Below are 11,400 nucleotides of genomic sequence, written 5' to 3' on the forward strand. Positions count from 1 at the left end.
TATCAGCTGTTTTGTGCTATGGCCTGTTCAAGTATGTGACCGGGCATAGCTCCTGATTGCCTCCATTTTACCTCGCCGTTTTTAAACAAGATAAACGTGGGTACACCCTGCACATTAAAGGCTTGTGCAGCTTGTGGATTCTTGTCTACATCCACTTTGATAATTTTGGCTTTATCGCCAATCTTCCCTGCTACATCTTTTAAAATGGGAGCCATTGTTTTACAAGGACCGCACCACTCGGCTGAAAAATCAACCAATACGGGGGTTTCTGAGTTTATTAATTCTTGAAACGTTTTCATCTTACTTCTTAAAGGTTGAGAACAACAAGCCGCCCATCATAGCTCCGTAGGCAGAACTGTTAAACGGTTTTGAGGTAATGGCGCAAGTACCGCTGTCACAGCCTACAAAATTCCAATACAAAAAGCCTGCTACAGCACCTACCGCAATCCCGATAATGGTTAGCTTATGCTTACTCAAAAAATTCATACTTGAATAAAATCAAAAAATGTGCCGCGAAAAACTATAAATGGTTGTTATTCACCAAAAACTCAACAATCTGTTTCAATGCCTTATCGGGCACCATTCCTGTGCGCACTATCTCTTTCTTCGCAACCCCTTTTATGGCAATTTCCCACGTCATAGACCCTAAACCACCGTTGGTGGCAGTGGCTACTTCTTTCCAATCAGGCGATTTAAAGGTATATAGCGATTTGCTATCATCTCCTTTTGATGTTTTATCGTATCTGCCTACCAAAACACCGTCTTGCATTATCTTATAATTCTCAACAATGAGCTTGGCCTTCTTGTTTCGCACTACAGGAGCATATTTTCCCGTATCAGTTTGAGTAGGCTTTACGGCTATTTCAGCCTTCTTTACACTATCTCCTGCGGCCATCACTACATCCAAACTATCCTTGTTCACATTAGCAGTAAAACCCTGCGGATTTTTATCGCTATGCATTGCCAGTAGTTTTTTAACTGCAGCCATGTTACCCGCACCGTTAGCCACCAAATTATGCTCAACAATAAAATCAGGCAATGTGGTTATTGATTTTTTTGGCACGTCCAGTTTTTGACGTTCCTTGATAAACGAGAATTCAACATTAACATCACCGGTTAGCTTCCCTACCAGTTTCGTCACATCACCCGGCTCAGTTATGTATATCACCTCTTGGCTTGCAAGATTCTTCACCACGTATTCGTTCCCTTCATCCGATATCCTACGGCTTTTCAACAAGCAATAGGCATCGCCCTGCCTGTAAACGGTATCATACATCCACAATACAGTATTGGTAAGTTTGGCCGCAGCCTTTTTGTCTGCCAGTTTCTTTTGACTTTCAGCATCTAATTGGGCATTAGCAGATACTACCGCTGATAAAACAGTTAACAATAGTACTAAGTTCTTTTTCATAGTTTTTTGTTCAGTTAATCCCTTAAAAACAACATCCGTTGTCCTAAACGGCTTTCATCAAACGTGCCGTTATCATACACCAAATGTCCGTTTACAAAGGTTTTTGAAATTGAACTGCCAAAAGTGTGCCCCAAAAACGGACTCCATCCGCATTTATAAAAAATGTTCTCTTTTGTTACCGTGGTGTTTTTGTTTAAATCCGCCAGCACAAAATCGGCGTAATACCCCTCGCGTATAAAACCACGCCTGTCTATAGCAAACATATCGGCCACGTTGTGGCTCATTTTTTCTACTATTTTCTCAAGACTGATTTTCCCTCTTTTGTAAAAATCCAGCATTGCCAACACCGAATGTTGCACCAACGGCCCGCCCGAAGGAGCTTTGGTATAAGCCTGTTCTTTTTCTTCAATGGTGTGCGGCGCGTGGTCGGTAGCAATTACGTCAATACGACCGTCAAGTATCGCGTTGAAAATCGCTTCGCTATCTGCAGCAGTCTTCACCGCAGGGTTCCATTTTATGTAATTGCCCCATTTTTCGTAATCGGCATCATTAAACCACAAATGGTGTATGCAGGCTTCAGCAGTTATTTGCTTTTCTTTCAAAGGTTTGGTGTTATCAAACAACGCCAGTTCCTCAGCTGTTGAAATGTGTAAAATATGTAACCTTGTACCGTGCTTTTTAGCCAACTCAATGGCATACGACGATGACTTATAACAAGCCTCACGACTGCGTATCAACGGATGATATTTAGCAGGAATATCATCCCCGTATTGTTGTTTGTAACGCTCAAGGTTTTCTTTAATCATCGGGTCGTCTTCGCAGTGAGTGGCAATCAGCATACCCGCTTCGGCAAACAAGGTTTCAAGTGTGCCGTTGTCCACCAGCATATCCCCTGTTGATGAACCCATAAATATCTTTACCCCGCATACGTTTTTGGGGTTCACTTTGCGTACTTCATCAATATTATTGCTGTTGGCAGTACCCATATAAAACGAGTAATTGCCCAATGAACACTGGGCTGCACGACTGTATTTCTGTTCTAATAAATCTATAGTTACTGCTCCGGGCACGGTATTGGGCATTTCCATAAACGAGGTAACCCCTCCCGCAACTGCCGCCCTTGCTTCGGTGTATATTTCTCCTTTGTGAGTAAGACCAGGCTCGCGAAAATGCACTTGGTCGTCAATGGCCCCCGGCAACAGGTGTAAACCCTCAGCCTCAATCACGGTTGCTGTTTCGTGGCTCAAACCCACCCCTATTTTATCGATAAAACCGTCTTTAACAAGTACATCCCCTTCGGCTGTTTTGCCCTCGTTTACAATCAGGGCATTTTTAATTAAATAAGTTTTCATGTGGCGTTACTACAAGGTTCGAAGTTAGTTTTATCTTTGGTTTGAAAAAAACCGACAATGGAAAACCTTTTAAATATGCTGGCCGATGTGGGTTTCCGCACTACGGTAATTTACTTGCTTTTAGTGGCCGGTATGATTGTTTTGGGTAAGCGGGAATTATCGCAGCTTTCTATTATTGATTTGGTTTTTATTTTGCTGATTAGTAACTCCGTTCAAAACTCAATGGTGGGCGAAAACACCAGCCTTGAGGGTGGAATTATATCAGGTGGAGTATTGTTTTTATTAAACTACATACTGAAACTTTTAAAGTTCAGATTTCCCATGTTAAACAAGTTGATACAAGGCGAACCTGTGATGCTGATTTATGAAGGGAAATTGCAGAAGAACAACTTGGATAAAGTGAAAATGACAGAGGATGAATTAATGACGGCCATCCGCGAACACGGTTTACACGGCTTTTACGAGGTGGAACTGGCTGTTTTTGAAACGGACGGCAATGTGAGCGTGATTGCCGTTGACCCTAATGTGCCTGCAAGGGTGAAAAAGAAAAAATTGCGACATACGAGTAAGGTTTAATTTTTTAACTCATAAACTGAATATTATGCAACCGATTACCCGATTTAATATACGCGTGTACGGCATTTTGATTGAAGACGGAAACATTTTGCTGGCCGACGAAGTGTATATGGAACGTGAAATGACAAAATACCCCGGCGGGGGGCTAAATCCCGGCGAAGGACCGATAGAATGTTTGAAGCGTGAGATTAAAGAAGAACTGAATATGGATGTTGATGTATTAGGACATTTATACACCACCGATTTTTTCCAACGAAGCGTTTTTATTGAAACCGACCAGGTTTTTTCTATCTATTATTTTATTGAACGATTGCACAAGGAACAACCTATAAATACAAACTGGATTGAGGTAGCTAACGAACACCGCATCCGTTTTCATTGGGTGTCGTTAAACGAGCTATCGCCCGACATACTCACCTTCCCTATTGATAAGAAGGTATGCGAAATGATTTTACGAAGTCATAACAACTGATTGTGAACGGACTTAGTAGCCCACAAAAACTGCTGGTTGTCTTATTGTTGCTTGCAGCAGCTTTTTTGCGGTTGTACAAACCTTTGCAGTATCCGTTGGCTATTAATCAGGATGAACTGAGTAATATTTATGACGGCCGAAGTATTGCCGAAACCGGGAAAGACCGTTGGGACACCCCCAACCCATGTATTGCACGCGGTTTGGGCGACGGTGATAACCGCCCCGCGCTACAAGCATGGATTTTTGCAGGGGTTTATAAACTCACAGGATTTTCAGTAGGTGCTGCAAGAATTACCAATGCGTTGCTCAGTCTTATTGCACTATGGCTTTTGTTTTTATTTTTAAGAAACAGTTTTTCAATCCCTACCGCCATTGCAGGGTTAGCTGTTGCTGGTTTATCAGGCTGGCACATACTTTTCTCACGCATGGCGCACGAAGGGGCTGTATTGCCCTTCTTGTTCATCGCCTTAGTATTGTACCTGTGGCAAAAATACCGAGTGCTTACTTATACTAATTTGTGGGGATTGCTGCTATTAGGGTTTGTAACGGGGTTTAGTTCCAACGCTTACCAAGCATCAAAAATCACAGCGTTGGTATTGGCAGTTGTAATTGCGGTTGATGTTTTTATCACCACTAAAAATAAAGTCAAGCCACTGCTGTTTTTGGGTATTGGCGGCTTGCTGGGTGCTTTTCCGCAACTGTACACCTTACTGCAAAACCCCGAATTATTTTTTGCCCGCGCCAAAACACAAAGCCTGCCCCTTAACTCATTGGAAAGTTGGGGAGCGGTACTTAAAAACTTTGCCCTCAATCTAAGTCCTGAGTTTTTGTTCTTTTCATCCGGCACACATAACAACCTTAGTATTTACAGGCTATACCCCATTGAAATTGTATTCTTTTACGTAGGCATTATTTTACTGTTGATTAACTATAAAAAGTTCGCCGGCAAATTTCCGGCTGTACTTATTGCCCTTACTTTGCTTGCTGCGCTATTACCTGCGGCACTTACGTATGCAAACCCTCATGCGTTAAGGGCTTCGGGATTGGCAATTTTAGCCCCTGTTTGTACTGCTATTGGATGGGTATTTTTTACCCGATTGATTAAAAATGAAAAACTTACAACGTGGGTTCATAGTTCAGGGCTGGTTGTATTGTTCATCGTTTGTTTAAGTACTGCATACAGCTATCACAACTCTGTGGATTTACGCAGCCGAAACCAACAGCACCAACTGGTGCTGATGTATCAAAAGCTAAACAACTATAAAGACAAGTTTTCTAATATTTATATTGAGAATACTACAGGCGAAAGCTACCTATACCTGATAACGTTTTGCGACATCGCTCCAAAAGATTTTAAAGAGCTTGAAAAGGAGTATTACAAAGCCGATTTTGATGATTTTAATCGACTTGGTAAGTACCGCTTTGTGAATGCTGAGAATTGGAGTAGTGTGTTAGATACAACAAAAACAACTGGGCCTTTAGTAGTATCAAGCAGTAAGATTACAGATAAAAATCCGATGGATAGTGTGGTGTTTGGAGCAACCACTTTTTACTTTACAGAGTTTACGTCCCACTCTAACTGGAATGCCGAATAGCTTAGTTTAGCATTTTTTATCGGTGGGTTTTTCTTTTTTATTTTCAGGGTAAGCTTTTCAACATTGCCAAATGCAGCAGTAATGGCAACCTGCATCTTGTGCGCAACCGTCTCAAGCAGGGCTTCAGGCTCGGCCATCACGGCCTCAACAAGGGCATACACCTTTTCATAATCAATAGTGGCTACAAGACTGTGTAATTCATTGCTTTCGTATTGGCGTTGCATAAAAACATCCACGATAAAGGTGTTGCCCTTTTCGCGCTCAAAATCATACAAACCGTGGTACGAAAAAAATTCGATTCCCTCTAATGAAACAGTGCCTTTAATTGCCATCGAAACCGTTTACAGCGTGTGGTTTAATATCTTTTATGTTGAATTGCAGAGTGGTTTTACCGTTAAACGTGTTTTCCTCGATAGTATAACACAAATCAAACGGCCCGTCTAACAGCGTTTTGCAAAAGTGGCCAAAGTCAAATGCAATGGCTTCAAAACTGATAATCTCATCCGTATCGGTTACTGTCAGCTTAAGGTGGTTATTACCCACCACGCGCGCCATTCCGTCTTTTACCTTTAAGTCGCGGGTTAAAAACACAGGGTTCATGTTGCCCGGCCCGAAAGGTGAAAACTGTTTCAATATGCGGGTAAACTTACCTGTGATATCTGTTAAATCAATCTCAGCGTCGTAATCAATCGTGGGGTGTAAACTATGCTCGTCGATAGTATTTTTTACAATCCGTTCAAACTCATTCAAAAACGCGGGAAGGTTTTCGGGTAATAACGATAAACCTGCGGCATGGTTATGTCCGCCGTAATGCAGCAAAAGATGTCCGCAAGCATCAATGGCGGCGTGGATATCAAACCCGTTTACCGAACGGGCTGAGCCTGTTACTTTACCTTCCGATTCGGTAAGGATAATAGTAGGCTTATAATATTTTTCGATTAGTCGCGAGGCCACAATACCAATCACCCCTTTGTGCCAGCTTGAATTAAACAGCACATTACTGAAACGTGTACCGAATGCGCTATCCGCCTCAATCATACTAAGGGCTTCATCGGTGGTGTTGCTGTCAAACTCTTTACGCTCTGTATTTTGTTGGTTCAATACCTGTGCAAACTCACGAGCCTTTACAATATCGGTTTCAGTAAGCAGTTGCACCGCAGCCTGTGCGTGTGCTACGCGACCCGCCGCATTAATACGAGGGCCTACTGAAAACACTAAATCGCTGATGGAATATTCTTCTTTGGGTTTATAAAACTCCAATAATGCTCTTAACCCTGAATGTGGATTTTCGGCAATTTTTTGAAGCCCGAAATACGCCAACACCCTGTTTTCGTCGGTTATCTTCACCAAATCAGAGGCAATGCTCACTGCTACAAGGTCTAAGTATTCATACAGTTCCTCAATATCGATGTTGTTTTTCTCGCTGTAAGCTTGGCACAACTTAAACCCGATACCACATCCTGACAACTCTTTAAAAGGGTATTCGCAGTCGGGACGTTTAGGATCAAGCACAGCAGAGGCATCGGGCAATATTTCACCGGGCAAGTGGTGATCGCAAATAATAAACTCTACACCTTTTTGCTTGGCATACTCAATTTTATCACACGACTTAATACCGCAATCAAGAGCAATAATCAAGGTGATACCGCTTTCGGCAGCATAGTCAATACCCATTTCCGATATGCCGTATCCCTCTTTGTAGCGGTCGGGGATATAATACTCTATGTTCGAGTAAATTTTCTTAAAAAACGAATACACCACTGCAACCGATGTAGTGCCGTCAACGTCATAATCACCATACACCATAATGCGTTCGTTGGCTGCAATAGCCTTTTCGATGCGCTCAATGGCCTTATCCATATCCTTCATCAGGAATGGGTCGTGTAAATCAGAGTGTTGTGGGCGAAAAAACCGGCGGGCTTCTTCAAAGGTTGCTATACCCCGCATCACCAGCAAAGATGCCAGCGAATCGCCTATGTTTAGCTGCGAACTAAGATGCTCTACCAACTGAGAGTCGGGTTGAGGTTTGGGCATCCATCTAAGTCGCGGCTTCATTGTCAGTATCAAAATAGGGTACGGTCAGGGTATTGTCAAATTCCAAAGTTACGATAAAGAAAAGTAATTGTTTATAGTTTATTACTAAATGTTGCGTACCACATTTGGCAAGCCTTAACACAAATCACTCTTTATCAACAAGCTATAAAACCAATTGTTAGATTAACGTCATGTGAAGTGGTTGGGGTACATTTCGGCGGATTGAAATCCACCCTTTTTGCAATACTTTCCACCCCCTACCCCAGCCTGCGGGGGATATTGAACTGCGAACGAGTATTAATATTCATAAAGATTGTGAAGTAAGTCTGCACCCAAATGTCCTTCTAGAGAGGAGGATTCAGGAGGAGGAATATCGCTGTCATCCCGAGCTTGCCTCGGGATCGCATTGGTATTGAGGATAGTTATGCGATGCTGAAACAAGTTCAGCATGACTTTTGCGTGATTTTCCACCCCCTACCCCCGCAAGCGGGGGACATTGAACTGCGAACGAGTATTAACATTTGTGAAGATTGTAAAGTAAGTCTGCATCCTAATGTCCTCCTGGAGAGGAGGATTTAGGAGGAGGAATATCGCTGTCATCCCGAACTAGCTTCGGGATCTCATTAGTATTGAGAATAGTTATGCGATGCTGAAACAAGTTCAGCATGACTGACACCCCCTTGTATTCCCACCTTGATAGGGGGAAGCTGCGCACGAGGCTCTCAAAAACTGCAAACAGAAAACTTAAAACTTCTCTATACAACCACATTAATAATTCGTCCTTTAACAAGGATGAATTTCTTGATGGGCTTGCCTTCCATCCATTTTTGGACGGTTTCGTTGGCAAGTACACCTGCTTTTATGGTTTCTTCGTCGGCATCCAATGGAAACTCTATTTGCTCGCGGGTTTTACCGTTGATGGAAACAGGGTAGCTAAACACATTCTCTACCAAACATTCAGGGTTAAACGCAGGGAACTCAACATCCAAAATGCTGTTAGTATTACCACAAGCTGCCCATAGTTCTTCGGCTATGTGGGGGGCGTAGGGCGATATACACACCAACAAGGGTTCTAATATTTGGCGTTTGTTGCACTTTAACTGGCTAAGCTCGTTGGCGCAAATCATAAAAGCACTAACGGTGGTGTTAAACGAAAACCCTTCGATATCCTCAGCCGTTTTTTTGATGGTTTTGTGCAACACTTTCAGTTCTTCTTTGGTTGGAGCGTCTTCGCTCAGTTGGGCTTTGCCGTCCTCGCTGATGTTGTACAACCTCCAAAATTTCCCCAAAAAGCGGTACACACCTTCAATGCCGTTGGTGTTCCAAGGTTTGCTTTGCTCCAAGGGACCTAAAAACATTTCGTACAAGCGCAAGGTATCTGCCCCGTATTTGGAAACTACATCATCAGGATTAACAACATTGTGCCAACGTTTCGACATCTTTTCTACTTCATTGCCTACTACATATTTGCCGTTTTTGGTAATAAACTCAGAGTCCTTAAATTCATCACGCCATGCACGCAGCTTCTCTAAGTCAACCACATTCCCTTCCACAATGTTTACATCAATGTGTATGGCTGTGGTTTCATAATCTTGTTTTAGGTTATGAGAGACAAATTTATTTGTGCCGTTTATACGATATACAAAAGCTGAAGTGCCCTGTATCATCCCTTGATTAATCAGTTTTTTGGCGGGTTCAGTAACGGGTATTTTACCTATGTCATATAAAAACTTCGTCCAAAAACGCACGTACAATAAGTGACCGGTGGCGTGTTCGCTACCGCCTAAGTATAAATCCACATTTTGCCAATAGTTAATCGCTTCTTGGCCGGCCAACTCGTTGGGGTTCTTATTATCCATGTAGCGCAAAAAATACCAACTGCTGCCCGCCCAGCCGGGCATGGTGTTGGTTTCGCGTTGTCCGTTGGGGGTGTTTACCCAATGTTCCAATGCCGCCAGCGGTGAGTTTCCATCGCCAGTTGGTTTATACGATTCTACTTCGGGCAGGGTAACGGGTAATTCGCTTTCATCCACCAAATAAGGCAAGCCGTTGCGGTACACAATCGGGAAAGGTTCACCCCAGTAACGTTGGCGACTAAACCCTGCATCGCGTAAGCGGTAGTTTACTTTACCTTTACCAATGCCCATTGCTTCTAACTTGGCTATGATGGTTTTTTTAGCCTCGGTAACGCTAAGACCGTTTAAAATATCAGAGTTTATCAGAACTCCGTCTTTGGCATCAAAACTTTCGGTTTCAATGCTCACTGTGTTGTTTTTATCGGTTACTACCTGCACAATGGGCAAGACGAATTGCTTGGCAAACGCATAATCGCGGCTATCGTGGCCGGGTACAGCCATTACAGCCCCCGTGCCGTAACCCGCCAATACATAATCGGCAATCCAAATGGGTATGGGTAGGCCTGTCATTGGGTTGGTAGCATACGCCCCCGTAAAGCAACCGGTAACGGTTTTTACCTCGCTCATACGGTCGCGCTCGCTGCGCTTGCCTGCGTAGTCAATGTATTTTTCTACCTCTGCTTTTTGGGCTTCGGTAGTAATCATGGGCACTAACTCGTGTTCAGGAGCCAATACCATAAAGGTAGCCCCGTAAATAGTATCAGGACGGGTAGAGAAAACTTCTATCTTATCGTTATGACCTTGAACGTCAAACACAATGCTTGCACCCTCACTGCGGCCAATCCAGTTGCGTTGTTGTTCTTTCAGGGCTTCAGTCCAGTCTATGCCCTCCAAATCGTTTAGCAAACGGTCGGCATAAGCGGTAATACGCAAAAACCATTGGCGCATATTCACCCTAAATACGGGGTAGCCGCCGCGCTCGCTAAGACCGTCTTTTACTTCTTCGTTTGCCAGCACTGTGCCCAACTCGGGACACCAGTTCACCATGCTGTTGGCAAGGTAGGCAAGGCGATAGTTTAGTAATGTTTGTTGCTGTTCTTCTTCGCTTTTTGCATTCCACTCAGCAGCCGTAAATGCTGGTGTTTCGTCGCCGTGTGCATTTACAGTAGTGTTTCCTTCTTTGCTGAAAATATCCGTCAATTCATTAATCGAACGGGCTTTATCGGCGGTTTTATCGTACCAACTGTTAAATAGTTGGCAAAAAATCCATTGCGTCCATTTGTAATATTCGGGGTCGCAGGTTTGCACCTCGCGGTCCCAATCGTACCCAAAACCTATGTTATCTAATTGCTCTTTGTAACGTGCAATGTTTTGCGCAGTAGTTACGGCAGGATGTTGGCCGGTTTGTATGGCATATTGCTCAGCAGGCAAACCAAACGCATCAAAACCCATAGGGTGCAGCACATTGAAGCCTTTATGACGTTTGTAACGCGCAACGATATCGCTGGCTATATATCCCAATGGATGCCCCACGTGCAACCCTGCACCAGATGGGTAAGGAAACATATCGAGCACATAGTATTTGGGCTTTGTGCTGCTGTTTGCCACCTTATAGGCTTGGGTGTCTTTCCAATGTTTTTGCCACTTTTTCTCAATCTCTTGCGGGTTATAGTTGCTCATTTCGCGCGTATTGTTTCGTAATAAACCGCGAAAATAAGCAAAAAGGTTGACCCCTAAATCCCCTAAAAGGGGACTTTTGCCCAATGACAAACCCAATATGATAAAAGGTATGACGTTTTGCAATTCCCTCGCCTTTAGGAGAGGGCGGGGATGGGGAAGTCGGTGCTTATCTGCAATTTGGGTGAGGTCGAGCCCCTAAATCCCCTAAAAGGGGACTTTTGCCCAATGATGAACCCAATATTATAAAAGGTATGACGTTTTGCAATCCCTTCGCCTTTAGATGAGGGCGGGGTTGGGGAAGTCGTGCTTTTCTGCAATTCGGGTGAGGTCGAACCCCTAAATCCCCTAAAAGGGGACTTTTGCCCAACGACAAACCCAATACGATAAAAGGTATGACGTTTTGCAATTCCCTCGCCTTTAGGAG

The 11,400-nt window shown here is 43.5% G+C and carries 10 protein-coding genes; 3 read left to right on the forward strand and 7 right to left on the reverse strand.

What is annotated here, in order from left to right; genetic code table 11:
* Positions 1 to 2 precede the first annotated feature (2 nt).
* The 4 genes from trxA to F9K23_11440 are packed head-to-tail and all read right to left on the reverse strand — an operon-like array spanning position 3 to position 2,763.
* Positions 3 to 299, reverse strand: a complete 297-nt coding sequence (gene trxA / locus F9K23_11425) for a thioredoxin (GenBank protein KAB2915449.1) — start codon at positions 297 to 299, stop codon at positions 3 to 5.
* Between the two features lies 1 nt (position 300).
* Positions 301 to 486 (reverse strand): hypothetical protein, encoded by a 186-nt coding sequence (locus F9K23_11430; protein ID KAB2915450.1) that lies wholly within the window; start codon positions 484 to 486, stop codon positions 301 to 303.
* Between the two features lie 34 nt (positions 487 to 520).
* Positions 521 to 1,411 (reverse strand): hypothetical protein, encoded by an 891-nt coding sequence (locus F9K23_11435; GenBank protein KAB2915451.1) that lies wholly within the window; start codon positions 1,409 to 1,411, stop codon positions 521 to 523.
* Positions 1,412 to 1,425: 14 nt separating this feature from the next.
* Positions 1,426 to 2,763 carry a dihydroorotase gene (locus tag F9K23_11440; protein KAB2915452.1) on the reverse strand — a complete coding sequence of 446 codons (1,338 nt, stop codon included), beginning with the start codon at positions 2,761 to 2,763 and terminating at the stop codon, positions 1,426 to 1,428.
* Positions 2,764 to 2,838: 75 nt separating this feature from the next.
* Between F9K23_11440 and F9K23_11445 the strand changes: the two genes are divergently transcribed.
* From F9K23_11445 to F9K23_11455, 3 genes are read left to right on the forward strand one after another with little or no spacing between them, the layout of a single operon-like run.
* Positions 2,839 to 3,339 (forward strand): DUF421 domain-containing protein, encoded by a 501-nt coding sequence (locus F9K23_11445; protein ID KAB2915465.1) that lies wholly within the window; start codon positions 2,839 to 2,841, stop codon positions 3,337 to 3,339.
* 25 nt (positions 3,340 to 3,364) lie between these two features.
* A complete protein-coding gene (locus tag F9K23_11450) occupies positions 3,365 to 3,811 on the forward strand; it encodes an NUDIX hydrolase (GenBank protein KAB2915453.1) in 447 nt (148 codons plus the stop codon).
* Positions 3,808 to 5,406 carry a glycosyltransferase family 39 protein gene (locus F9K23_11455; protein KAB2915454.1) on the forward strand — a complete coding sequence of 533 codons (1,599 nt, stop codon included), beginning with the start codon at positions 3,808 to 3,810 and terminating at the stop codon, positions 5,404 to 5,406. The genes F9K23_11450 and F9K23_11455 overlap by 4 nt, the downstream gene beginning before the upstream one ends.
* Here F9K23_11455 and folB read toward each other — a convergent pair.
* The 3 genes from folB to F9K23_11470 form a co-directional block, all read right to left on the reverse strand.
* Entirely contained in the window at positions 5,361 to 5,738 is a 378-nt protein-coding gene (gene folB / locus F9K23_11460; protein ID KAB2915455.1) for a dihydroneopterin aldolase, read from the reverse strand. The two genes, F9K23_11455 and folB, sit on opposite strands and share 46 nt — an antisense overlap.
* Entirely contained in the window at positions 5,728 to 7,440 is a 1,713-nt protein-coding gene (recJ, locus tag F9K23_11465; GenBank protein KAB2915466.1) for a single-stranded-DNA-specific exonuclease RecJ, read from the reverse strand. The genes folB and recJ overlap by 11 nt, the downstream gene beginning before the upstream one ends.
* Before the next feature lie 755 nt (positions 7,441 to 8,195).
* Complete coding sequence (locus F9K23_11470; protein ID KAB2915456.1) at positions 8,196 to 10,976, reverse strand: leucine--tRNA ligase; 2,781 nt, start codon at positions 10,974 to 10,976, stop codon at positions 8,196 to 8,198.
* Between the last annotated feature and the right edge of the window lie 424 nt (positions 10,977 to 11,400).

Source organism: Bacteroidota bacterium (genome assembly GCA_008933805.1).
Lineage (GTDB): Bacteria > Bacteroidota > Bacteroidia > UBA8524 > UBA8524 > SB11.

Excerpts from the sequence above, each read along its gene's own strand:
- trxA (KAB2915449.1), bottom strand. The coding sequence starts at position 299 with ATGAAAACGTTTCAAGAATTAATAAACTCAGAAACCCCCGTATTGGTT.
- F9K23_11430 (KAB2915450.1), bottom strand. The coding sequence starts at position 486 with ATGAATTTTTTGAGTAAGCATAAGCTAACCATTATCGGGATTGCGGTA.
- F9K23_11435 (KAB2915451.1), bottom strand. The coding sequence starts at position 1,411 with ATGAAAAAGAACTTAGTACTATTGTTAACTGTTTTATCAGCGGTAGTA.
- F9K23_11440 (KAB2915452.1), bottom strand. The coding sequence starts at position 2,763 with ATGAAAACTTATTTAATTAAAAATGCCCTGATTGTAAACGAGGGCAAA.
- F9K23_11445 (KAB2915465.1), top strand. The coding sequence starts at position 2,839 with ATGCTGGCCGATGTGGGTTTCCGCACTACGGTAATTTACTTGCTTTTA.
- F9K23_11450 (KAB2915453.1), top strand. The coding sequence starts at position 3,365 with ATGCAACCGATTACCCGATTTAATATACGCGTGTACGGCATTTTGATT.
- folB (KAB2915455.1), bottom strand. The coding sequence starts at position 5,738 with ATGGCAATTAAAGGCACTGTTTCATTAGAGGGAATCGAATTTTTTTCG.
- recJ (KAB2915466.1), bottom strand. The coding sequence starts at position 7,440 with ATGCCCAAACCTCAACCCGACTCTCAGTTGGTAGAGCATCTTAGTTCG.
- F9K23_11470 (KAB2915456.1), bottom strand. The coding sequence starts at position 10,976 with ATGAGCAACTATAACCCGCAAGAGATTGAGAAAAAGTGGCAAAAACAT.